The sequence below is a fragment of the Pimelobacter sp. 30-1 genome, from assembly GCF_018831735.1.
Classification (GTDB): domain Bacteria; phylum Actinomycetota; class Actinomycetes; order Propionibacteriales; family Nocardioidaceae; genus Nocardioides.
In genome coordinates this window covers 65,147-87,204 of the sequence record NZ_NHTS01000005.1, presented here as the reverse complement: position 1 = coordinate 87,204, position 22,058 = coordinate 65,147, and the positions used below count along the sequence as shown (strand labels likewise).

Genomic DNA, 22,058 nt, shown 5'->3' with positions numbered 1-22,058 from the left:
GGGACACTAGTGGTCGATACCTCGACATGGAACAGTGACCCCGGCCGGGAGCGGACGTTGGTCACAGGGGCGTGCCCTAGGATCACCGTGCATTGGGGCCACGCAAGACACAGCAAGGGATGGGGACTTGGATTTCAAGCAATTTCTGGCGGTGCTGAGGCGTCGCTGGATGAGCATCGTGGCCATCATTCTCCTCGCTCTCGCGGTCAGCTCGGCGGTCACCTTCACGCGCACCCCGATGTATGAGTCGAAGAGCAAGATCTTCCTCACCGTCGACGTCCGCGACACCACCGACGCCTACGCCGCGCTGCTCTTCGCGTCGAACCGCGCGGCGTCGTACGCCACGGTGGTCAAGAGCACCGAGCTCGCCACGATCGTCAAGGAGCAGCTCAACCGCAAGGAGAGCGCCGACGTGCTCGCCTCGCGCGTCGACGCCGAGGTGATCGACACGACCTCGCTGATCCAGATCACGGTCAAGGCCGAGAACCCGCGCGACGCGGAGACGATCAACGACCGGACCACCAAGGAGTTCATCAAGTACGTCGGGGGTCTCGAGACACCCGGCGGCGAGGGCGGCGGCCAGTCCCAGATCCTCGCCCAGATCACCGACAACGCCAGCTACAACCCGAACCAGGTCTCCCCCGACATCGTGCTCAACCTCGTCGTCGCGGCCCTGATCGGCATCCTGCTCGGCATCGGCCTGGCCATCGCCCGTGAGCTCCTCGACCGCACCATCCGCACCGCGGACCACGTCTCCGAGCTCACCGAGTCGCCCGTCCTGGCCAGCATCGGCTTCGACGGCGACATCCGCTCCGCACCCCTGCTGACCGACCTGGGCGGCTTCGCGGCCCGCACCGAGGCCTTCCGCCTGCTCCGGACGAACCTGCAGTTCATCGACCTCGACCACCAGCCCCGCTGCCTGGTCATCACCAGCGCCGTCCCCGGCGAGGGCAAGACCATGACGTCGACCAACCTCGCCGTCGCCCTCGCCCAGACCGGCCGCAACACGCTCATCATCGACGCCGACCTCCGTCGTCCCCGCGTCGCGAGCACCCTCGGCCTCGACCCCGCCGTCGGCCTCACCACGGCCCTCGTCGGCAAGACCGAGATCCACGACGCCATCCAGGTCCACGAGGCCAGCGGCCTGCACGTCCTCGCGTCCGGCGCCAAGCCGCCGAACCCGACCGAGATCCTGCAGTCGAAGATCACCCACGACCTGATCCTGCGGCTGCGCTCGTCGTACGACATGGTGATCATCGACGCCCCGCCGCTGCTCCCCGTGGCCGACGCCTCGGTGCTGGCCAAGCTCGCCGACGGCGTCATCATCGTCGTACGGCATGCGCGGACGACCAAGGACCAGGTCAACGAGGCCATCAACCGCCTCAACCACGTCGGCGCCCGCCTCTACGGCGTCGTGGTCAACATGGTCGCCAAGCGCGCGATCGGCTCGTATTACTACTACTACTACGAGGAGACGAGCCCCTCGGGCCGCGGCGACAAGTCGAGCTCGAAGTCGAACGGCTCCGGCCGCCGCCGCGCCTGACACCCCGCGCCACGCCGCAAGCACCCGAGCCGCCGGTCCCCGTACGAGGGGCCGGCGGCTCGTGCGTGGGGCGGAGGTGGCGGCCGCGAAGCGGACCGAGCGAAGCGAGGGTCCTTGACGGCGGGGGACGGCCGGCTGAGCGCGGCCGCCACCGCAACCAAGCTCACCAGCCACCCTGCAACCTCGACCCAGGAAACCTGCACCCTCAACCCAGCAACCCTGCGACCTCGGCGGGCTGGAAGATCAGCCCTTGCGGACGAAGACCATGAGGGTCGGCGCGAGGGCCGGCGGGGTCAGGCGGTCCACGAGCTGGGCGACCCGCCAGGCCGGCGCGTTCGACCCGAAGTACGTCGGCTCCGAGGCGTGGCCGTAGACGACGAGCTCGTTCGGCGCCGGGAACAGCGAGGAGAGCGAGCGGCGGGTGTTCATGCTGTAGCGGACCGGGAAGACGTCCTCGGCCTTGCGGTGCGGCTGGAGCCGGGAGAGCACGCGGGTGTGCAGGTCGTTGGGTACGGCGCGGGCGCCGATGCCGATGATCCCCCACTTGTTGGGGGTGCGGGCGGCGATCCAGCCGCCGGGCTTGAGGATGCGGAGCATCTCGGCGGCGACCGTGGGGGCGTCCGCCTCCCCCACGTGCTCCAGGACGTGGTCGGCGAGGACCAGGTCGAAGGAGGCGTCCGCGAAGGGCAGCAGGGCGCCGGGCTCGATCACCTGGGCCGAGGCGAGGGTGGGGTTGTCGAGGACGACGGGGTCGACGTCGACGCCGTGGACCTCGGCGACCCGCTCGTGGAAGGAGCGGAGCATGCGGTGCAGGTCCGGGAAGGGCTCGATGGCCCACAGGCCGCGGCCTGCGCCGAAGTCGAGGACCCGGCTGTCGGGGGCGAGCAGCGCGTTGACGCGCGTGTAGAACTCGATGAAGCCGTCGTGGCGGGTGTAGCCGCCGGCACGGACCTCCGGGTACAGCCGGGTGAGGGTCTCGCCCGGGCGGAACGTCGATTCGGAGTCGTTCACGACCACACCTTAGATCTCTAGAGGTCCGCGAGGAGGGCGTCGACCGAGGCGAGCACCCTTGCGGGAGGGATGGACACGTCGTCGAGCACGCCCTGGTTGGGTCCGTCGGGACCGGCGGCGGGCTCGGCGACGAGGTAGCGGTAGTCGGCGTCGATCGCCTGGCAGATGGCCCACAGGCCCAGGTGCACGTACGTCGACGCGAACATCTCGAGCACCCGCACCCCGGGCCGGGCGAAGGTCAGGTTCGTCAGCGCCGCCCCGTGCGGCGAGACGACGACGTCGGCGCCGTGGAAGAGGTCGATCTGCTCCTGGACGCTGTGCTTGCCGGGGTCGATGCGGACGAAGCCGCGCCGTTCCAGCTCGGGCCACAGCGCGGCCTCCTCGACGTACCGGCGGGTGCGCGGGGTGGTGCCGCGGGTGATGTAGAGGCGGCGCGGGCCGTCGGCGACGCCCGCGCTGGGGGGCAGTCGCTTGCGCAGCCAGTCGACCGTCGCGGGCGGGGCCTGGAGCGCCCAGTTGGGGTTGCTCGGGACGAGGAGGCGGTCGGCGCGGACGGTGCGGCCGCGCTCGGGCTGGATCAGCCGGCCGCGGACGCCGGCGAGCTCGAGCAGCTGGCGCTGGTACCCCGTCCCGTGCGGTACGACGACCGCCGCGACCTCGTCGAGCACCCGGTCGCCGAGCGTCTCGTCGAGCACCGCCAGACGCCCGATCGCGTCGTAGAGGAAGTGGTAGTAGTTCTCGGCCGTGCCGCGGGCGGTGAGGCTGAGCACCGTGCCGCGGACGTGCTCGGTCGGGCCGAGGGTGGGCCGCAGGAAGATCGGGTGCTCGCGCCAGTCGACGACCCCGAAGTAGGTGCTCGTCTCGTGGTCGAGGACCTTGCCGGGCGTGGTCGCGGCGCCGTAGTCGCCGGAGAGCCGGCCGTCGGCGATCTCGAGCGTGAACGTCGCCGGCACCGTCGTCGCGGGCACCCGCGGCGTGGGCACGGTCGCGGCGTGGATCGCGGCGAACAGCCAGTGTCCGGCAGGCTCCCCGAGCGTCGCGGGGCGGACCCACGGCTCCTCGGGGCGTCCGGGGTGCAGCGTCACGCCGGGCTCGCCCGCGGCGGTGTCGCGCGCGGACGAGGTCGCCCGGCGCGGGACGCCGCGGGCACCGAGGAGCGGCGAGAGCACCCGGAAGACGTGGCCGAGCAGCCGGGTGACCAGGAGGTGCACCCGCTTGAGGAACGGCCACCACGGCCGCAGCCAGGCCGGGAGGCTCATCGCGCCACCAGCCGGCGCACGACCGCCCACACCGGGCGGAAGCGGACGACGCGGCCGATGAGGACCCGCATCCACAGCGGCTTGATGATCCGCTTCACCGCGCGCGAGAGGCGTCCGTCGATCTGGAGCAGGACCAGCTCGAGCTCGGCCTCGGCCCTCTCGTTCAGCTCCACCGACGCCGGGTGGACGAGCGGCAGCGGCATCTCCTGGGCGGGCATCGGGTCGCGTGCGGTGTGCGTGTGGGTCGCGTCGGGGCCGAAGCCGTCGTTCTCGACCAGGTTGAGCGAGGGCGTGATCGACAGCCCGCGCCGGGACATGATGGTCACCCACCAGTGGTGGTCCCAGCCGCGCGAGTCGCCGTCGCGGTCGCCGGCCACCTGGGTGAAGTGGCGCAGCGCGGCCTCGGTCACGAGCGCGTCGGGGTGCGGCAGCACCTCCACCGGCCGTACGGCGTCCGCGGTGCGCGGGGTCGCGCCCACCCGCTCCTCGGCCCCGGCGTGGTCACGCGGGAAGACCGCGCGGTGCGCGTGCCAGCGGTCGGCCCAGGTCGCCCAGCCCCACACGCTCGCCCAGGTGGTGAACGCGTAGCTGTCCGAGCCGAACATCCCGCGCGGGATGCCCTTGTTGTCGCCCGCGACCTGCCAGACCCGCGGCTCGGCGGCGTAGCGGTCGAGCAGCTCGACGCAGAAGTCGAAGAACGTGGGGTGCGGGATGCAGTCGTCCTCGAGCACGATCGCCCGGTCCACCTGGGCGAAGACCCAGTCCAGGCCGAGCTCGACGTTGGCCTCCAGCCCGATGTTGCGCTCGGCGAAGCGGGTGTGGACCCGCCCCGGCCAGGGCGCCGACGTGAGCAGCTCGCGGACCTCGGCGCACCGCGCGGCGTCCTCGGGGTGGGTCGCGCGCGGGCCGTCGACGACGAGGAAGACGTCCTCGGGAGCGGCCGCGAGCACCGCCTCGACCGTACGGCGGACGACCGCGGGCCGGTTGAACGCCACGATGACGACGGGCGTGCGGAGCGGGAGGGCGGACGACTCAGGCACGACGGCCCTTCTCTCCGAGCTGGGTCAGGAACCGGTGGGTGGCGGTCGCCGCCTTGCTGTTGACCGCGGTCCGGGCCGCGTGGCGCAGCCGGGGCGAGCGGAGGACCTGCCGGGCCAGGGTCGCCGCACGGCCGCCGACCCGGCTGAGCACCAGCTCGAGCTCGCGCTCGACGTCGGTCGACAGCGCGACCTGCGCGGGGTGGTGCAGCGGGAAGCCGATCGACGCCGCGGCGTGGTCGCGCTTGCCGGGCGCGACACCGTGGGTGGCGTCCTCGCCCCAGCCGACGTTCTCGACCATGTTGACCGCCGGCGAGGTCGCCAGGCCGCCGAGCGTCATCATCGTCAGCCACCAGTGCTTGTCCCAGCCGTGGGTGACGGTGTCGGACGACGCCGCCGCCTCGGCGAAGTGCTGCTGACCCGAGCGGGTCACGAGCAGCCCGTCCCGCGGGGCGGCCGGGACGGTGCGCACGGGCGCGTCCCCGGAGACGTGGTCGCGCGGGAACACCTCGCGGTGCCGCTGCCAGCGGTCGGCCCAGGTCGCCCAGCCCCACACGCTCGCCCAGGCGGTGAACGCATAGCTGTCGTCGCCGAAGAGCCGGCGCGGTACGCCGAGCCCGCTGCCCGAGACCTGCCACACGCGCTCGTCCTCGCGGTAGCGCTCCAGCAGCTCGTCGGCGTAGCGGAAGAAGTCGGGGCCCGCCTGGCAGTCGTCCTCGAGCACGATCGCGCGGTCCACCTGCGCGAACACCCAGTCCAGGCCGAGCTCGACGTTGGCCTCCAGGCCGAGGTTGGTCTCGGCGTAGCGGCGGTGCACCTCGCACGGCCAGTCGACCTGCTCCAGGACCGCACGGGTCGCCGCGCACCGCTCGGCGTCGTCGGGGTGGGTCGGACGCGGCCCGTCGGCGACCAGGAAGAGCTGCGCAGGGCGCGCCGACCTGATCGCGGCCAGCGTCTGCTCGGTGAGCTGCGGCCGGTTGAAGGCGATGAGCGCCACGGGGGTCGTGAGCAAGCCGTTCCTCGGGTGTGTGGACTGGCGATGAGCGAGCGGTGATCTGGCGATGATTCGGTGGAAAGTCTTCCACCAGATGTCAGAACGACCCGCGCCCGATGCGGTTACAGTTGCGCGCTGTGCCCCCGATTTCCGCAGACGCACTCGTCGCCAAGGCCCGTCGTGCCAACCCCGAGCTGGTCGCCGGCTGGCTCCGCCGCCGGGCCAAGTCGGGCGCTGCCCGCGCCGGCTTCATGGTCAGCCGGATCGATGAGGAGGGCCGCCGCTACGTCGAGGTGACCCACAACGACGACGTCGCGCTGCCCGCCGGTGCCGAGACCGAGCTGCGCCAGGACAACCCGCGCCTCGCCGAGCTCCAGGCGACGTACGACGCGCTCGACCTGCCCTCCGCGGTCCACACCCAGTGGCGCCAGGGCTTCCTCAAGAAGAACCTCTCGCTCGCCTGGTTCCGCGGCGACAACGCCTACGTCTGGCAGTTCCGCCAGCTCGGCAACGCCGCCCGGATCCGGATGTACCTCGCCATGCTCGACGTCCAGGAGCGCGACAAGCTCGGGCTGTTCGACAAGCTCACCGAGGACGGCCTGTTCGGCGCGTTCACGTTCGAGTTCGGTCAGCGCCCGTCGGTGAGCCGCGACCTGCTCGACAGCATCAACGAGATCAACTACCTCGACGAGCAGATGGGGCTCTCGTCGATCCAGGGCCTGCGCGTCCTCGACATCGGCGCCGGCTACGGCCGCCTCGCGCACCGGATGTCGACCGCGTTCCCCGACCTCGCGGCGTACGACTGCGTCGACGCGGTCGCCACCTCGACCTTCCTGTGCGAGTACTACACGAAGTTCCGCGGGCTGCCCGAGAGCGTGCGCGTCGTCCCGCTGAACGAGCACGAGAAGCTCGCCGAGCGCTATGACGTCGCGGTCAACATCCACTCGTTCTCGGAGGCCTCGCACGACGCCGTGTGCTGGTGGCTCGACCGGATCGCCGAGCGCGACATCCCGTGGCTGCTCATCGTCCCGAACACGCCCGACGAGCTGCGCAGCACCGAGCTCGACGGCTCGATGAAGGCGTTCCGCCAGGACGTCCTCGACCGCGGCTACGAGCTCGTGGACGACCGCCCGATCCACCAGTCCGACGAGCTCCGCGAGCTCATCGACCTGCACGACCGGTTCTACCTCTTCCGCAAGAAGGCCTGAACCCCTAGAGCGACCAGGTCGGGAACGACTGACCGGTCAGCTCGCGCAACCGATCGACCTCCGGCTGCAGCTCGGCCCGCAACGCCGCCTCGATGGCGGGGCTGAGCTGCGGCCGCTCGATCTTCTCCCCCGTACGACGCCACGCGAGGTGCACCAGTCGCTGGGCGGCGGGCAGCCGCCGGACGGCGCGCACCAGCGGGCCGCGGCGCAGCGCCATCAGCCACGGCGGGAGCCCGCGCTTCTCCTCGGCGGTGTTGTAGCGGCCGTACTCCTCGGCGGTGAGCTCGGGACGGTCGAGGCCGAGGAAGTCGAAGACCCGGCCCATCGTGCCGACCAGGTCGGCACCGAGGTCGGCGAGGTCGACGACGAGGACCCGGTCCCGCCCGAACCGCTCCAGGTACGCCGCCAGCTGGGTCCCGTAGCGGCTCGACGCCACGAGCGGGCTGGTCGGCTCGGCCGGGTCGGCGAGCTCCTCGTCCAGCGGGCGCTCGGCGGAGTTCCAGGCGACCATCTCGACGTGCTCGGCGATGATCCGGTCGACCGGGTCGCGCACGAGGTAGATGATCCGGGCGTCCGGCACCAGGTCGGCCATCCGGTCCACGACGCCCGGGTAGCAGGGGGTCTTGCTGTAGAACGGCGTCGACTCCAGGCGGTAGCGGGTGCCGGTGGCGAACCGCTCCTGGTAGGCGCCGATCCAGTCGCGGCAGTCGGGGTCGGTGAAGAAGCGCATCTCCTTCTCCTCCGATGCCGCGACCTCGGGGTGCACCGCGAGGTAGTTGTGCATGCTCGTCGTGCCGGCCTTGGTCGCCCCGACGACGACGACATTGGGCAGTCGCGCGGGATCGGGCGTGACCGGCGCCGGGTCGCCGCGGCGTACCCGGTTCCGGGCGGCGACGCGCACCGTGCAGTTCGGGCAGGCGTCGACGGGTCCGCCGTCGGCCGCCAGGGTCCAGCCGGTACGACGCAGCCAGGCCGGACTGGCGATGGTCAGGACGGGCGGGACGCAGAGGTCGCACTGCATCGAGACCCGGCCGTGGGCCAACGGGGTGAGGAGCACGCGGCCGAGGATAGGGCCTGCCGGACCATCCGCTCCCCGGAACGCCTCCACCGGACCTACGGCGTGTGTAGGCTGCGCCGCGTGCGCCAGGCCCTGACGACCCTTGTCTTCCTGCTGCCTCCGAGCAAGCTGAAGAACCGGCTCCTGCGCAGGCTGGGACACGCGATCCCGGACACCGCGGTCGTCGGCATCAACCTCGTGCGTCGCGTGGACCGGTTCGAGCTGGGCGAGGGCTCCCTCATCCACCACTTCAACATGTTCCGCGACCTGCGCCTGGTCAAGCTCGGCGTCGGCTGCCGCATCATGCTGTTCAACCAGGTGGTCGGCGACTCGGGCTACGAGCCCGGCGCGCCCCCGACCGACGACCTGCGCACGCTGCGCATGGGCGACGACTCGCACATCATCAGCCAGCACTACCTCGACTGCGGCGGCGGGATCATCCTGGGCGACAACGCCTGGGTGACCGGCATCCGCTCGACGCTGCTGTCCCACGCGTTCGACCCCACCAACGGCGGCGTCATCCTCGACCCGGTCACCATCGGCGACCGGGCGGTCATCGCGACGTCCTGCACGATGCTGCCCGGCACCGTCGTGGGCGAGGGCGCGCTGATCGCGGCCGGCTCGACCACCTGGACCGGCCAGGAGGCCAAGGGCGCCCACCTGCACGGCGGCGTACCGGCCCGCCGGCTCGCGCCGATCGACATTCCTCGCCACGTCTACGACCGAGCCCGTTACCAAGGACCCCGTGACGTCGTTGGGATCTCCGAACCCCCATCTGAGTAGAGGTCGGCATGAACGAGATTGAGCCCAGGATCGTCACGATCGTCACCGAGCTGCTGGAGCGCTCGGACCGCGAGGACCAGACGGTCTCGCTCGGCGCCACGCTCCACGGCGACGACGGCCTCGGCCTGGACTCGCTCGAGACCGCCGAGCTGTCGGCGATCCTCGAGGACGAGTTCGGCACCGACCCCTTCGGCGCGGGCCTGCTGCCCGAGACCGTCGCCGACATCGTCGCGTTCTACGCCGACGCCACCGCCGCGTCCGCATGACCGCTCCCCGCACGGTCATCGTCACCGGCGGCAGTCGCGGGCTCGGCGAGGGGATCGTCCAGCACTTCCTCGACGCCGGTGACCGGGTGGCCACCTGTGCGCGCAGCGAGACCGACGCGGTCCGCTCGTGGCAGGCGGACCCGGCCTACGCCGACCGCTTCCTCTTCCGCAAGGCCGACCTGGCCGACCGGGAGCAGTCCACGCAGTTCGGCAAGGACGTCATCGCCGAGTGGAAGTCGGTCGACGTCCTCGTCAACAACGCCGGGGTGGCCCGGGACGGCATCCTCGCGCTGTTCAGCGACGACGACTCCGACACGGTCATCGACCTCAACCTCAAGGCGACGATCCACCTCACCAAGCAGATCGTGCGCAACATGCTGGCGCACGGCGGCGGCCGGATCGTCAACATCTCCTCGATCACCGGGCTCACCGGCTACCGCGGGCTCAGCGTCTACGGCGCCACCAAGGCCGCGCTCGACGGCTTCACCCGCGGCCTGGCGCGCGAGCTCGGCTCGCGCAAGATCACCGTCAACAGCGTCGCCTCGGGCTACCTCAAGACCGAGATGAGCCACGGCCTCGACGACGACCAGCTCAACCAGATCGTCCGCCGTACGCCGGCCGGGCGGCTCGGCGAGCCCGACGACATCGCCCGGGCGATCGCCTTCCTCGTCGACGAGCGCAACGACTGGATCACCGGTCAGGTGCTCGTCGTCGACGGCGGCCTCACCGCCTGAGGCTGTCCTCCTCCGCGCCGACCAGCGCGAGGTACTCGGCGACGAGTGCCTCGCGCTGCTCCGGCGCGACGCGGTTGTCGTCGGTCGCGAACGTGTGCATCAGCCGGCCCTTGTAGAACGTCAGCGCCAGGAAGACCACCTGGTTGGGCGCGGCGACGAGCTGGCCGTGCAGGCTGCGCAGCCACTCCGGGTCGGTGCCGGCGTCGACGACGCCCATGTTGCTCACCACGACGCACGGCGGCCCGGCGGCGAGTGCGGCCGCGATCCGGTCCCGCCCGACGGCGAGCTCGGAGACCGCGTCGAGCCGGGTGAGGTGGAAGAACAGGTCGCCCTCGCCGCGGCCGAGCGCCTCGACGATGCCGGCCTTGACCTCGGCGGCGAGTGCCCAGCGATCGGCGACCTCGACCCGGAACGGCCGGGAGAGCACGGCGATCGCCATCGCCTGCGCGAGCGCCGGGTCGCTCGGCGGTGCGCCGAGGTCGGCCGGCGCGGCGAGCTGGAGCGTGGTGTCGCCGCCGGCCAGGACGTGCGCGGTGCTGGTCAGGAGCGCCGAGACCACGTTGGCGAACGGGTTGGCGCCGTGCGCCCGGCCGTCGGCGACGATCCGGGCCGAGGTCTCCGGGCCCATCTCGACGTGGCGCAGCCAGGAGCGGCGCGGGACCGCGGCGTCCGGCCAGTCCGCCGGTCCGGGCGGACCGAAGGCGGCATTGCGGGTCTTGATCTCGCGCAGCAGGTCGATCATCGCGGCTCGGCTCTGCTGCCACGGGTGGGTGGTCGCGGGCGCGGGCGGCTCGGAGAGCTGCTGCTGCTCGGGAACGTCCTGGCCGTCGAGCATCCGCACGAACCACTGGAGCTCGGTGATCCCGATCCGGCCGTCGATGACGGAGTGGTGACCGTTGAAGATCACCCGGGAGCGGCCCTCGCCGGGGCTGGTCACGTAGTGGCAGCGCAGCGGTACGCCGAGCGGACAGGCCGTGTCGCCCTCCTCCTCGAACACCCGGTCCCACGCGCTCACCGGCAGCTCGTCGCTGCGGAAGACGTCGTGGTCGAGACCGACGTCGGCGATGGTGAGGTCCTCGGTCGCGGCCGAGCGCGCGAGCACCCGGCGGGCACGGAAGGCGTCCCACGTGCGTCGTACGTCGTCGGGGTCGAAGCAGCGGTCGAGATCGGCCGAGATCATGGAGGTGCTCGGCCAGGCCTGGTCGAGGAAGGTGTAGTACTTCTCCGCGACCGTCATCGGACGATGGGCACCCACGCGCACTCCAGCCTCTCGGGACACAGGACGATCCTGCCCCCTGCCAACGCTTCGACCGCCCTCCGGGTGACGCATGCGCCATACTCGCCCCGGACTTTCTGCGAAAGGATCGACACCGATGATCGGGTTGCTGGAGAAGGCCGCCGCCGAACGGCCGGCGCAGGTCGCGGTCGTCACCCCCGAGGCCACGCTGACCTACGGCGAGCTGCTCGACGGCGCCCGCCAGGTCGCCGGAGCCCTCGCCGAGCGCGGCATCGAGCGGTTCGCGGTGCTCGAGCCCGACGCCGGCTGGGTGCTGCGCCTGCTCGCCGGTGCGGCGGCCGTGGGCAGCGAGCCGTGCCAGTACCAGCCCGACCTCGACGCCGCTCAGTTCGCCGAGCAGGCGGCCGCGCTCGGGCACACCATCGTCGTCACGCGGCGTACCGACCTGCCGGCGGGGTTCACCGTGCTGCGGCCCGACACCCTCGGCGCACCGTACGACGGCGGCCCGGTCGCCGAGGGCGCCCCGCAGCCCGTGATGATCCGCACGACCGGCACCACCGGGCTGCCCAAGGCAGCCCGCCACGACTGGGCGGTGCTCGCCCGGCGCGCCGGCACCGCGCGGCCGCACCCCGAGGAGCGCTGGCTGCTGGCCTACGGACCCCAGCAGTTCGCGGGGATCCAGGTGCTGCTGCACGTGCTGGCGGTGCAGGCCACACTGGTCGCGCCGTTCCCGCGCCAGCCCCGCGACGGCCTGGCCGCGCTCGTCGAGCAGGACGTGACCTGCGTCAGCGCCACCCCGACGTACTGGCGCTTCCTGCTGGCCGAGGCCCGCAGCGCCAAGGCCGCGCTCCCCCGGCTCACCCAGATCACGCTCGGCGGCGAGGCCAGCCCGCCCGACCTGCTCGCCGAGCTCCAGGACGCCTTCCCCGACGCGCGGATCTCGCAGGTCTACGCCTCCACCGAGTTCGGCTCGATCGCCTCGGTGCGCGACGGGCGCCCCGGTCTGTCGGCCACCAGCCTGTGGGGGCCCGACAACCCGGAGGGCCTGCTCAAGGTCGAGGACGGCGAGCTGCTCGTCCGGGCCGGCACCGGGATGCTCGGCTACGCCGGCGACGCGGCCGAGTCGCCGCGCGAGGCCGACGGCTGGGTGGCCACCGGCGACCTGGTCGAGGTGGTCGAGGACCGGGTCCTCTTCCGCGGCCGCTCGTCCGAGGTGATCAACGTCGGCGGCGTCAAGGTCCACCCGCTGCCGATCGAGGAGCGGGTCGCCGCCGTGCCCGGGGTCCAGGTGGCCCGCGTCCACGGCCGCGCCAACCCGATGGTCGGCGCCGTCGTCGCCGTCGAGGTCGCGCTCACCGACGAGGGCCGCGCCGACGAGAGCGCCGTCAAGGCCGCCATCCGCAGCGCGTGCGCGGACCTCCCGCGCGCCTGGCAGCCGCGCAGCATCAAGGTCGTCGCCGAGGCCGAGCTGGCCGCGGCGACCAAGGGCGGCAAGACGGTGCGGGCTACTTCACCGGAGTGAGGCGGTGCCGGCCGGGCTTGGCCGGCACGGGCTTCGGCTCCGGCCGCGGCGCCGCGGCGGCCGGCTCGGGCACCTCGGGCAGCGGCCCGCGGCCCTTCCACACCACCGCGATCCACCAGCACACGGTGGAGACGCCGGTGCCGACGGCCATCGCCCACAGGGCGCCCTCGGCGTCGCCCCAGGCGGCGCCGATGACCATGCAGACGCCGACCAGGACGATCGAGACGATGTCGGTGACCATCGCGGTCTGGATCCGGTGGGTGCCGATGAGCGAGGCGCGCAGGCCGCTCTGGGCCGCCATGAGCAGCACCTTGAGGCTGAGCGCGAGCATGAGCGGCTGGACGATGTCCCAGGCGTCGCCGAGCACCGCGTGGCCGATCACGTCGGGCAGGAAGACCAGCACGACGAGGTTGAGGACGCCGACGACGGTGGCGATCGTGATCGCGCGCCGCACGTGTCCCCAGACCAGGCGCGGGTCCTCGCGGTCGCGGGCGATATCGGCGGCGGCCGACGTACCGACCGCCATCTGGACGGCGGTGCTCGGCGCACCGAGCAGGGTCGCGGCCCGGAAGGCGGCCACCGCGATGGGGCTGCTGAACAGCGCCATGAGCGAGGCGGTGGCGAGCGCCGTACCGCTGGCGGCGAGCCCGCTGACCATCGAGCGCCACGAGAAGTCCCAGCGCTGGCGCAGCCAGTCGCGGCCCCCGCCCGTGGGCGCGCCGTTCTGGACGAAGACCCACAGCGACGCGATCACGCCGGAGCCGACCCACGCCGCGACCAACCAGGTCAGCGAGTCGAGGTCGAGCGCGCCGGCACCGACGAAGCCGACCGCGAGCAGCACGAACCACAGGGAGTCGAGCACGACGGCGCCGCCCGGGCGCTGCCGGGCGATCGCGAGGTAGCGGCCCACGTCGTGGAGCACGAGGAACGGCAGCGACAGGCCGAAGACCAGGATCGGTCCGCCCAGCGCGCTGCCGCTCGCGAGCAGCGCGGCACCGCTCGCCACCGTGACGGCCGCGGCCAGGACGCCGAGCTGGAGGGTCGCGCTGAGGATGGCGCCGGGGCGGGCGTCCGCGTCGTCGGGGTGGACCAGCGCGGTCGTCGAGATCAGGCTGCGGAAGACCACCTGGGCGACCGTGTAGACCATGACGACCAGGCTGTAGCGGCCGAAGTCGGCCGGGCCGAACGCGTGGGCCACCCAGATCAGCGCCGCGATGTTGGACAGGCTGGAGAGGATCTGGTCGACGGTGACCAGGCTGAGCCGACGGCCCGCCGAGGCGACGGGCGCGGTCATCGGCGCCTCCTATCCGCGGAGCAACCCTGGAGCACCCGCGCATCATCGCACGCACCCTGGACGGCCGCGCGGGAACGACCAACCATGGGCCGGGCACGGTAACGACGAGGTGCTCCGGCCGTTGTGCCATCGTGACCACCGTGGCTCTCAGCTCCGTCCTCCACAAAGCACAGGGCTCTGTGCGGGTGCAGCGCCAGCTCAGCAAAGTCCGCCGGCTCCGCAGCCGGCTCGTCAACGTCCCCCTCCAGCAGGTCGAGCACGCCCGCCGCCGGCTCGAGACCGAGGACGTCGACGTCCTGCTGCTGGGCGACAGCTCGACCCTGTGCTGGTCGCTGCGCGACACCGATCGCACGCTGCTGCCGGCCATGCTCGGCCAGCGGCTCGGCAATGTCGTCGCCCTCGCGGGGCCCGGCTTCGGCGCGGGGATCTACAGCGAGGCCACCCGGATCCTGTCCTCGATGGAGCGCCGCCCCAAGGCCGTCGTCTTCACGCTCGCGCTGCGCACCAGCACCGCGACCCACATCGTGGCCGACCCGATCACCGGCTACCACCGCTCGCTCGCCACGATGGCCAAGGTGCCCGGTGCCCGCCGCAAGGTCCGGTACGTCGGCCGCGGCGGCGCATTCGCCACCGACGAGGAGCGCGACACCTTCCTGGCCCAGCCCGTCGACAGCCGCTGGAGCGGCCGGCGCACCATCGGCTGGTACCGCGAGCAGCTCGTCGGCACCGGCCTCCCGCCGTGGCCCATCGAGCTCGAGAAGCTCCGCTTCGACTACTTCTACGGCGAGCAGCTGCGCGCCGACAACCCCGGCCTGGCGCGCCTCACCGAGCTCGCCCGCCACCTCGAGTCCTACGGCGTACCGACCGTCGGTGTGTGGACCCGGCCCCCGATGCAGCGCGGCGAGATGCACTTCCCCGGCGAGTTCGAGGCGCACGTGCGCTCCCACAAGGACCTGCAGGACCAGGCGATCCTCCGGGGCTCCGCCGCGATCGGCCCGATGCTCGACATCCACCTGGAGGACGAGGACTTCGAGGACAGCTTCAACGCCACCGAGCACTTCGCCTTCTCGGGCCGCACCAAGGTCGCCGACGCGATCGCCGACGCGGTGCGCGCGCGGTGAACGCCTCGTGAGCCCCGCGTCGTTCCGCGCCTTCGTGCGGATGCGCCGGGCCCGGCTGCGCGGCTGGCTCGCGCTGGTCCGGCTGCTGGTGGCGGCCGCCCGCGGCCAGGTCGACGAGATCTGGGTGGGCGACTCCCACTCGGTCACGTTCAACACCGAGCACTCCCCCTTGCCGGGCATCCTCCGCACCGGCGAGCGCCGCTGGACCTGGCACCTCGGTCCGCGGGTCATGTTCTCCATCGCCCGCGACGGCTTTCCGCCCACCCTGCTGCGGGTCGCGCGCCTGATCGCGCGGGTGCGCGGCGCCCGCGAGGCCGAGTGGTACTTCTCCTTCGGCGAGATCGACATCCGCTGCCACCTCGCCCCGCGCCTCGCCCAGGGCGGCGACGTCGGCTTCGTCGCGACGTACGCCGACCGCGTGCACGACCTGCTCGGCCGGCTCGGCGCGGACCACGGCACGCTCGTCGTACCGGTGCCGCCGTGCCTGGACAGCTACGACCACGCGGCCTTCCCGGTCGCGGGCACCCCCGAGGAGCGGCTCGCCGCCCACCGGTCCGTGCGGTCGGCGCTCGTCGTCGCCGTCGGCGCCGCGCCGGCCCACCCGCAGCTGCGCCTGCTCGACCTCACCGACGCCCTGGCCGGGCCTTCGGGCCTGATGCGCGACGAGCTCACCGACGACGGGTGCCACACCAACGCCGCCGGCCGCGACGTCGTACGGCGGGCGGTGGCGGCGCTCGTCCAGACGCCCTAGGCGAGCGTGCCCGGCACCAGCCGGTCGATGGCCGCCTGCGCGGCCACGTCGTCGCCGTGCACGACCGCGACGTCCCAGTAGGCGCGCGAGCGCGCCCGCCCGTTGGGCACGTCGTCGAGCACCCGCGAGCGCGCCGCCACCTGGTCGGTCGTGGTCTGCCCGAGCGGCGCACCGCCGTTGGCCCACACGGCCACGTTGCGGTAGCCCAGCGCCTCCAGCCGCGGCCACACCGCGTCGGGGTCGAGGCCCGCAAGGCGCGTCAGGTAGGGGTCGTACTCGAAGAACAGCACCGGGTGCGCGTCATCCCACGTCTCCGCGATCGCGGGGACCAGGTCGACGTCGTACCCGTCGGTGTCGGACTTGACCAGCCGCAGCTGCGCGAAGTCGGTGAACTCCGCCTTGAGCGAGGCCGGCGACACCGTCGGCATCGCGTCCCCCGCAGCGCCCTCGACGAACCGTGTCGTGCCGCCGGTGCGCACGGCCGTCGTACCGCTGTCCTCGCCGTCGACGGTCAGCAGCGCCTCGACGACCGCGATCCGCGGATCCTTGTCGACATTGCGGTGCAGGAACTCCAGGTACGCCCGGTCTGCCTCGATGCACAGCACCTTGCCGTCGGCCGCGTGCAGGATCTGCACCGCGGAGTCCCCCACGTTGGCCCCCACGTCCAGCACCGTCAGCGGCGCCGACTCGGCGAGGAGCCGGGCGAGCTCGACGAGGTTCTGCCCGTACTCCGGTCCCCACGCGGCATAGTCGGGCAGCCGGTGCGACCAGGGCAGCACCAGCTCGACGCCCTGCACCTCCCGCACGACGGGCCGGAAGGGGAAGCGGTCGCGAATCAGCCAACCGACGCGGCGCTTGGCGGTGGAAGCAAGGGTTCCGAGTCCGGTCACTCGCCGGATGCTAGGGCATATCGGCGCCCCGGGCGCGGTGATCCGCCAACGCCCTCCCCCTCCCCCCGCGAAGTGCGTGGGTTGCTGGTCCGAAGTGCGCCAACCTCCCCACTTCGGCCCCGCAACCGGCGCACTTCGTAGAGCAGGCACAGCACCCGCAGATTCGGCCCTAGGATGTGCGTCATGTCGGGCTCCATCGCAAATGCGACGACGACCGCCGCCCTCGACGCGGCGCGTGACTACTACTCCCACGAGCTCGCGCAGGGCGTGGATCGCTTCCTCCTCGAGGTCCGTACGACGTGCCCGTGGTGCGGCGGCGAGCGGCTCAAGCACCGGACGACGACCCGGGACCTGCGCCAGTTCAAGCCGGGCCGGTTCCGGCTGGACGAGTGCCGCTCGTGCGGGCACGTCTTCCAGAACCCGGCGCTGAGCGACGAGGGGCTGGGGTTCTACTACCGCGACACGTACGACGGCCTCAACGCCGAGCGCGCCGAGGCCAACCTGGGCTCGATGGGCGAGATCTACCGCAACCGGGCGAGCACGGTCTTCGACCACCGCCCCGACAAGCCGCGCCGCTGGCTCGACGTCGGTACGGCGTCCGCGCACTTCCCGGCCGCCGCTGCGCAGCTCTTCCCGGGCACGGTCTTCGACGGCCTGGACATGTCCGAGGGGGTGCTGTCGGGGCACCGGGCGGGCCGGATCGCGACGGCCTACCAGGGGCAGCTGCCCGAGCTCGCGCCCCAGCTGAAGGGCCAGTACGACCAGGTCAGCATGTTCCACTACCTGGAGCACACGCGGGACCCGCTGGCCGATCTCGACGCGGTCGCCACGGTGCTGGCCGACGACGGCTGGGTGCTCATCGAGCAGCCCGATCCGCAGGCCCGCTCGGCCAGGCTGTTCGGGTCGTGGTGGGCGGGCTGGAACCAGCCCGAGCACCTGCACATGGTGACGCTGCCCAACCTGACCAAGGCCTTGGAGGAGCGCGGCTTCGAGGTGGTCGAGGTGGTGCACCGCGAGGCGCACATCCCGCTCGAGGCGTTCATCGTGCTGGCGACGGTGCTCAACCGGATCGCGCCGGGCGAGGAGGTGCCGTGGCGCGACGGGCGTCCGCCGCGGTTCGCGCGGGCGCGCCGGCTGGTCGGCAAGGCGATCGCGGCGCCGTTCGTGCCGCTGGCGCGGTTCGTCGACAAGGTCGTGCTGCCGCGGATGCTGCGCAGCTATCACGCCTACCGGGTGCTGGCCCGCAAGAAGCCTGCCTGAGCCAGCACCCCGGCGGGGGCTCAGTCGAGCTCGCGCTTGTGCTGGACCAGCCGGCCCAGGTGCTCGATGTCGGCGTCGACCATGAGCTCGGCGAGCGCCTTGGCGTCGGTGTCGGCCTTCCAGCCGAGGACGTCGCGCGCCTTGGTCGCGTCGCCGATGAGGGCGTCGACCTCGGTCGGGCGCTCGTAGGACTTGTCGTAGCGGACGTGGTCCTCCCAGTCGAGGCCCGCGTGCGCGAAGGCGTACTGGCAGAACTCGCGCACGGTCGTGCCGATGCCGGTGGCGAGGACGTAGTCCTGCGGGTCGTCCTGCTGGAGCATCCGCCACATGCCCTCGACGTACTCGGGCGCGTAGCCCCAGTCGCGCACGGCCTCGAGGTTGCCGAGGTCGAGGTGGTCGCTGATGCCGAGCTTGATCGAGGCGACGCCGAGCGTGATCTTGCGGGTCACGAAGCTCTCGCCGCGCCGGGGCGACTCGTGGTTGAAGAGGATGCCGGAGACGGCGAAGAGGTCGTAGGCCTCGCGGTAGTTGACCGTCACCCAGTGCGAGTAGAGCTTGGCCGCGCCGTAGGGCGAACGCGGGTAGAACACCGTGTTCTCGCTCTGCGGCGGCGGGGTCGCGCCGAACATCTCCGAGGTCGACGCCTGGTAGAACCGGCAGTCGATCTTGGCCGCCCGGATCGCCTCGAGCAGGCGCAGGGTGCCCACGGCGTCGGTCGACGCGGTGTACTCCGGCAGCTCGAAGGACACCTTGACGTGGCTCTGGGCGCCGAGGTTGTAGACCTCGTGCGGAGCGATGTCGCGGATCTGGTTGCCCAGGCTGACGCCGTCGGTCAGGTCGCCGTAGTGCAGGTGGAGGCCCGACGTGCCGTGCAGGTGGTCGATCCGGCTGCGGTTCAGGGTCGATGAACGACGGACCAGCCCGTGGACCTCGTAGCCCTTCCCGAGCAGGAGCTCGGCGAGGTAAGAGCCGTCCTGACCGGTGATCCCGGTGATGAGTGCGCGCTTGGTCACGGGGGCACAGTATCGTCGCGCCTCGTGCATCTGGTCGTAGATTCCGTAGTCGTTCGCACCGGAAGCGTGACGATCGTGCTCGAACACCTCGTCCGCGCCTGGGCCGAGGCCTTCCCCGGCGACCGGATCTCGGTGCTCTTCGGACCCGAGGGGCAGACCTTCCCGCTGCCCGAGGGCGCGCACGCCGAGGTGCTCACCCAGCCCGGCGGTCCGCTCGGCGGGCTGTGGCTGCGCTCGGTGGCCGTACGGCGGGCCGCGAGCCGCCTCGGCGCCGACGCGGTGCTGGCGGCCGTACCGGCCAGCGGGCTGCTGGGCGCGCGCAGCCCGCGCGGGGTGATCCTCTACGACCTGCGCTTCGAGCTGCGCCCCGAGCAGTTCAGCCGCAAGACCCGCATCGCACGCAAGGTCTCGTGGCTGTGGAGCATGCGCCTGGCCGACCGGATCTTCACGATCTCCGACCGCACGCTGCACGACCTGCGCACGCTGCACCCCTCGCTGAGCGGCCGCGCCGAGACGGCCGCGCTCGGCTCCGACCACGCGCTCGCCTGGCCGCACCCCGCCACGGTCGAGGCCGACCACCCCTACGCGATCGCGTTCGGCCACTACGGCAACAAGAACGCCAACGCGGTCATCGACGGCTGGGCGCGGTTCTGCTCCGAGCACGCCGACCAGGCCGACGGCTGGCGGCTGCGCCTGGTCGGCATGGGCGCGCAGGACCGCGCGGCCGCCGAGGAGCAGGTACGCCGCCTGGGCGTCGGCGAGCGCATCGAGCTCATGCCCTGGCTGGACGACGACGCCTTCGCGCGCGCCTTCGCCGGTGCGGGGCTGGTGGTGTTCCCCTCCGACTTCGAGGGCTTCGGCCTGCCCGCGGCCGAGGCGATCCGGCTGGGCATCCCGGCCGTGGTCTCGACCGACCCGGCGCTGGCCGAGGTGACCGGCGGGCACGCCGTCGTCGCGGCCTCGACCACGCCGGCCGACCTGGCCGAGGGATTCGCCGCGGCGCTGGCCCGCACGCCCGAGCAGCTGGCCGCGGGCCAGGCGTTCGCGGAGGCGTTCACCTGGCGTCGTACGGCCGAGGTGATCCGAACCGGTCTCTCCTGAGGCCGCGCACCCCTACCCTTGCCCCGACCCGCTCGACCACTCGGAGGAACCCGATGCTCGTCTGCCCCGCCTGCGCCGGCTCCCGCATCCGCACCGGGCCCGCGTCCGGTGCGACCGGCCGCCGGATCACGGCCTGCCGTGACTGCGGCGTGCACTTCTGGGCCGACCACGAGGCGGCCGAGCGCCTGGAGGCGATCGAGATCCAGTCCGAGCTGACGGCCGAGGGCTACAGCGACTGGGTCGACATCAAGCGCGAGCAGGCCGGTCCCGAGGCGTGGCGCGACGCGATCGGCTGGATCCGCGGTGCGCTTCCCCCGACCGACGGCGCGCCGGTCATCTACGACGTCGGCGCCGGAGACGGGCACTTCCTGAGCCTGGCCCGCGACGAGGGCGGCTTCGCCGTGACCGGCAACGAGATCGCCAAGGGCGCCGTCGAGCTGGCCAAGGCGCGCTATGACGTCGACCTCGACCTCGGCGTCCTCGAGGACCTCGGCCACGTCGAGGACGTCGACGCGGCCACGCTGTGGTGCGTGCTCGCGCACGTCCCCGACGGCGACCAGCTGCTGCGCGAGGTGCACACGATGCTGCGTCCCGGCGGGGTGCTCTTCCTGCAGACCCCGCACTGGACCGCGGCCGACGGTGCCGCCAACGGCGTCAAGACGCTCACCGGCGGCCGGTTCAGCAAGGTCCCGGACCGGCGGATCGCCCAGCACCACTGGATCCTGCACACCCGGCGCAGCATCACCGCCCAGCTCGAGCGGCTCGGCTTCACCGACGTGGTCGCCGAGCCCAAGCTGCGCTACACGCTGACCTCGCGGGCCTACTTCGCCTCGATGAACCCGCCGCAGTGGACGATCGGGCCGGCCTCCTGGCTGCTCGACAAGGCCGTCGCCAGCCGGCTCGCGCCGCGCATCGTCCTCGACGTGCGCGCCCGCAAGGCCTGAGCCGGGCTCAGGCGACGATGCGCGCCGGCAGCAGGTAGTCCACCGCCGCCGGTACGCCGGTCCGCAGCCGCCGCAGGTCGACGCTGACCATGTGGTCGACGAGCTCGGCGAAGGTCACCCGCGCGCGCCACCCCAGGGCAGCCGCCGCCGGCTCCGGGTCGGCGACGAAGACGGTGGTGTCGGAGGGCCGCAGCAGCGCGGGGTCCTGGACGACGCGGTCGCCCGGGGCGCCGAGGCCGGCCGCCGTGAACGCCCGCTCCAGCAGGTCCTGGAGCGCGTGCACCCGGCCGGTGCCGATGGGCAGGTCGAGCGGCTCGTCGTGGGCGAGCTGGAGGCGCATCGCCTCGACGTACTCGCCGGCGAAGCCCCAGTCCCGCTGGACGTCGAGGTTGCCCAGGCTCACGCTCTCGCGCAGCCCGAGCGCGATCTCGGCCGCGGCGGCGGTGATCTTGCGGGTCACGAACTGCGCGCCCCGCAGCGGGCTCTCGTGGTTGTGCAGCACGCCGCAGACCGCGAACAGGCCGTGCTCCTCGCGAGCCCGGCGGACCACGTCGTCGGCGGCCGCCTTGGCCCGGGCGTAGGGGCTGTCGGAGGCGCTGCCGTGGACCTCGGCCGACGAGGCCTGGAACAGCCGCGGCTCGACCCCTCCGCGCTCGCGCAGCCGCAGCAGCGCGGTGACCAGGTGCGCGACCGGCGCGGCGTTGGTGGCCGCGGTGCGCTCGGGCTGCTCCCAGCTGCGCCCGACCGAGCTCAGCGCGGCCAGGTTGTAGACCTCGTCGGGCGCCACCTCGGCGACGAGCGCCTCGAGCGCCGCCCCCTCGCGCACGTCGAGCGGGCGCAGGTCGATGCCGTCGAGGTAGGTCCGCCGCGGGTCGTCGGGGGCGAAGCCGGGCGCGACGGTCCCGACCACGCGGCGCCCGGAGGCGCGCAGCGAGCGCGCGAGGTAGACGCCGTCCTGCCCCGCGACACCGGTCACCAGGGCGGTACGCACGAGGCGCAGCCTACTGAAGCCCGGAATGCCCGGCACGAGGCC

21 protein-coding genes are annotated in these 22,058 nt (G+C 72.6%); 11 read left to right on the top strand and 10 right to left on the bottom strand.

What is annotated here, in order from left to right; genetic code table 11:
- Window positions 1-34 precede the first annotated feature (34 nt).
- Complete coding sequence (locus tag CCO04_RS11765) at window positions 35-1,543, top strand: polysaccharide biosynthesis tyrosine autokinase (RefSeq protein WP_257759258.1); 1,509 nt, start codon at window positions 35-37, stop codon at window positions 1,541-1,543.
- 243 nt (window positions 1,544-1,786) lie between these two features.
- On the opposite strand, the gene CCO04_RS11760 is transcribed toward CCO04_RS11765, so the two are convergent.
- The 4 genes from CCO04_RS11760 to CCO04_RS11745 are packed head-to-tail and all read right to left on the bottom strand — an operon-like array spanning window position 1,787 to window position 5,862.
- Window positions 1,787-2,554: a bifunctional 2-polyprenyl-6-hydroxyphenol methylase/3-demethylubiquinol 3-O-methyltransferase UbiG gene (locus CCO04_RS11760; protein ID WP_215814335.1), complete on the bottom strand. Its 768-nt coding sequence runs from the start codon at window positions 2,552-2,554 to the stop codon at window positions 1,787-1,789.
- Between the two features lie 17 nt (window positions 2,555-2,571).
- Window positions 2,572-3,813 (bottom strand): DUF563 domain-containing protein, encoded by a 1,242-nt coding sequence (locus CCO04_RS11755; protein WP_215814334.1) that lies wholly within the window; start codon window positions 3,811-3,813, stop codon window positions 2,572-2,574.
- The gene (locus tag CCO04_RS11750) at window positions 3,810-4,853 is read right to left on the bottom strand and encodes a glycosyltransferase (RefSeq protein WP_215814333.1); all 1,044 of its coding nucleotides are present in this window, start codon (window positions 4,851-4,853) and stop codon (window positions 3,810-3,812) included. Before CCO04_RS11750 ends, CCO04_RS11755 begins: the two co-directional genes overlap by 4 nt.
- Window positions 4,846-5,862, bottom strand: coding sequence for a hypothetical protein (locus CCO04_RS11745; RefSeq protein ID WP_215814332.1), 1,017 nt, complete (start codon window positions 5,860-5,862; stop codon window positions 4,846-4,848). Before CCO04_RS11745 ends, CCO04_RS11750 begins: the two co-directional genes overlap by 8 nt.
- Window positions 5,863-5,981: 119 nt before the next feature.
- Here CCO04_RS11745 and CCO04_RS29765 point away from each other — a divergent pair, with 119 nt between their 5' ends.
- Window positions 5,982-7,052 carry a putative sugar O-methyltransferase gene (locus CCO04_RS29765; protein ID WP_215814331.1) on the top strand — a complete coding sequence of 357 codons (1,071 nt, stop codon included), beginning with the start codon at window positions 5,982-5,984 and terminating at the stop codon, window positions 7,050-7,052.
- Window positions 7,053-7,056: 4 nt separating this feature from the next.
- On the opposite strand, the gene CCO04_RS11735 is transcribed toward CCO04_RS29765, so the two are convergent.
- Entirely contained in the window at window positions 7,057-8,109 is a 1,053-nt protein-coding gene (locus CCO04_RS11735; RefSeq protein ID WP_215814330.1) for a sulfotransferase, read from the bottom strand.
- A gap of 81 nt (window positions 8,110-8,190) precedes the next feature.
- On the opposite strand from CCO04_RS11735, the gene CCO04_RS11730 reads away from it, so the two are divergent.
- The 3 genes from CCO04_RS11730 to CCO04_RS11720 are packed head-to-tail and all read left to right on the top strand — an operon-like array spanning window position 8,191 to window position 9,892.
- Window positions 8,191-8,892, top strand: a complete 702-nt coding sequence (locus CCO04_RS11730; protein WP_215814329.1) for a hypothetical protein — start codon at window positions 8,191-8,193, stop codon at window positions 8,890-8,892.
- An 8-nt stretch (window positions 8,893-8,900) separates the two neighbouring features.
- Entirely contained in the window at window positions 8,901-9,158 is a 258-nt protein-coding gene (locus CCO04_RS11725; protein WP_215814328.1) for a phosphopantetheine-binding protein, read from the top strand.
- The gene (locus CCO04_RS11720) at window positions 9,155-9,892 is read left to right on the top strand and encodes an SDR family NAD(P)-dependent oxidoreductase (protein ID WP_215814327.1); all 738 of its coding nucleotides are present in this window, start codon (window positions 9,155-9,157) and stop codon (window positions 9,890-9,892) included. Before CCO04_RS11725 ends, CCO04_RS11720 begins: the two co-directional genes overlap by 4 nt.
- On the opposite strand, the gene CCO04_RS11715 is transcribed toward CCO04_RS11720, so the two are convergent.
- The gene (locus tag CCO04_RS11715) at window positions 9,882-11,147 is read right to left on the bottom strand and encodes a hypothetical protein (protein ID WP_215814326.1); all 1,266 of its coding nucleotides are present in this window, start codon (window positions 11,145-11,147) and stop codon (window positions 9,882-9,884) included. The two genes, CCO04_RS11720 and CCO04_RS11715, sit on opposite strands and share 11 nt — an antisense overlap.
- Before the next feature lie 118 nt (window positions 11,148-11,265).
- Between CCO04_RS11715 and CCO04_RS11710 the strand changes: the two genes are divergently transcribed.
- Window positions 11,266-12,651 carry a class I adenylate-forming enzyme family protein gene (locus CCO04_RS11710; RefSeq protein WP_215814325.1) on the top strand — a complete coding sequence of 462 codons (1,386 nt, stop codon included), beginning with the start codon at window positions 11,266-11,268 and terminating at the stop codon, window positions 12,649-12,651.
- On the opposite strand, the gene CCO04_RS11705 is transcribed toward CCO04_RS11710, so the two are convergent.
- Window positions 12,635-13,945, bottom strand: coding sequence for a hypothetical protein (locus CCO04_RS11705; protein WP_215814324.1), 1,311 nt, complete (start codon window positions 13,943-13,945; stop codon window positions 12,635-12,637). The two genes, CCO04_RS11710 and CCO04_RS11705, sit on opposite strands and share 17 nt — an antisense overlap.
- A gap of 140 nt (window positions 13,946-14,085) precedes the next feature.
- On the opposite strand from CCO04_RS11705, the gene CCO04_RS11700 reads away from it, so the two are divergent.
- Together CCO04_RS11700 and CCO04_RS11695 are read left to right on the top strand one after the other, a co-directional pair.
- Window positions 14,086-15,066, top strand: coding sequence for a hypothetical protein (locus tag CCO04_RS11700; RefSeq protein ID WP_215814323.1), 981 nt, complete (start codon window positions 14,086-14,088; stop codon window positions 15,064-15,066).
- Window positions 15,067-15,073: 7 nt separating this feature from the next.
- Complete coding sequence (locus CCO04_RS11695) at window positions 15,074-15,817, top strand: hypothetical protein (RefSeq protein WP_215814322.1); 744 nt, start codon at window positions 15,074-15,076, stop codon at window positions 15,815-15,817.
- Here CCO04_RS11695 and CCO04_RS11690 read toward each other — a convergent pair.
- Window positions 15,814-16,707 carry an FkbM family methyltransferase gene (locus CCO04_RS11690; protein ID WP_215814321.1) on the bottom strand — a complete coding sequence of 298 codons (894 nt, stop codon included), beginning with the start codon at window positions 16,705-16,707 and terminating at the stop codon, window positions 15,814-15,816. The two genes, CCO04_RS11695 and CCO04_RS11690, sit on opposite strands and share 4 nt — an antisense overlap.
- A gap of 183 nt (window positions 16,708-16,890) precedes the next feature.
- Between CCO04_RS11690 and CCO04_RS11685 the strand changes: the two genes are divergently transcribed.
- The gene (locus CCO04_RS11685; RefSeq protein ID WP_215814320.1) at window positions 16,891-17,967 is read left to right on the top strand and encodes a methyltransferase domain-containing protein; all 1,077 of its coding nucleotides are present in this window, start codon (window positions 16,891-16,893) and stop codon (window positions 17,965-17,967) included.
- A gap of 20 nt (window positions 17,968-17,987) precedes the next feature.
- Here the strand turns inward: CCO04_RS11685 and gmd are convergent, their stop codons facing one another.
- Window positions 17,988-18,980, bottom strand: coding sequence for a GDP-mannose 4,6-dehydratase (gmd, locus tag CCO04_RS11680; RefSeq protein ID WP_257752376.1), 993 nt, complete (start codon window positions 18,978-18,980; stop codon window positions 17,988-17,990).
- Between the two features lie 75 nt (window positions 18,981-19,055).
- On the opposite strand from gmd, the gene CCO04_RS11675 reads away from it, so the two are divergent.
- Both CCO04_RS11675 and CCO04_RS11670 read left to right on the top strand, forming a co-directional pair.
- Window positions 19,056-20,081, top strand: coding sequence for a glycosyltransferase (locus CCO04_RS11675; protein ID WP_215814318.1), 1,026 nt, complete (start codon window positions 19,056-19,058; stop codon window positions 20,079-20,081).
- 53 nt (window positions 20,082-20,134) lie between these two features.
- Window positions 20,135-21,025: a bifunctional 2-polyprenyl-6-hydroxyphenol methylase/3-demethylubiquinol 3-O-methyltransferase UbiG gene (locus CCO04_RS11670; protein ID WP_215814317.1), complete on the top strand. Its 891-nt coding sequence runs from the start codon at window positions 20,135-20,137 to the stop codon at window positions 21,023-21,025.
- Between the two features lie 7 nt (window positions 21,026-21,032).
- Here the strand turns inward: CCO04_RS11670 and CCO04_RS11665 are convergent, their stop codons facing one another.
- Window positions 21,033-22,016, bottom strand: a complete 984-nt coding sequence (locus tag CCO04_RS11665; protein WP_215814316.1) for a GDP-mannose 4,6-dehydratase — start codon at window positions 22,014-22,016, stop codon at window positions 21,033-21,035.
- Window positions 22,017-22,058: the final 42 nt, after the last annotated feature.

What these genes read in the sequence shown, in the direction of transcription:
- CCO04_RS11755 (WP_215814334.1), bottom strand. Translation starts at nt 3,813, where the DNA reads ATGAGCCTCCCGGCCTGGCTGCGGCCGTGGTGGCCGTTCCTCAAGCGG.
- CCO04_RS11725 (WP_215814328.1), top strand. Translation starts at nt 8,901, where the DNA reads ATGAACGAGATTGAGCCCAGGATCGTCACGATCGTCACCGAGCTGCTG.
- CCO04_RS11720 (WP_215814327.1), top strand. Translation starts at nt 9,155, where the DNA reads ATGACCGCTCCCCGCACGGTCATCGTCACCGGCGGCAGTCGCGGGCTC.
- CCO04_RS11710 (WP_215814325.1), top strand. Translation starts at nt 11,266, where the DNA reads ATGATCGGGTTGCTGGAGAAGGCCGCCGCCGAACGGCCGGCGCAGGTC.
- CCO04_RS11705 (WP_215814324.1), bottom strand. Translation starts at nt 13,945, where the DNA reads ATGACCGCGCCCGTCGCCTCGGCGGGCCGTCGGCTCAGCCTGGTCACC.
- CCO04_RS11685 (WP_215814320.1), top strand. Translation starts at nt 16,891, where the DNA reads ATGTCGGGCTCCATCGCAAATGCGACGACGACCGCCGCCCTCGACGCG.
- CCO04_RS11670 (WP_215814317.1), top strand. Translation starts at nt 20,135, where the DNA reads ATGCTCGTCTGCCCCGCCTGCGCCGGCTCCCGCATCCGCACCGGGCCC.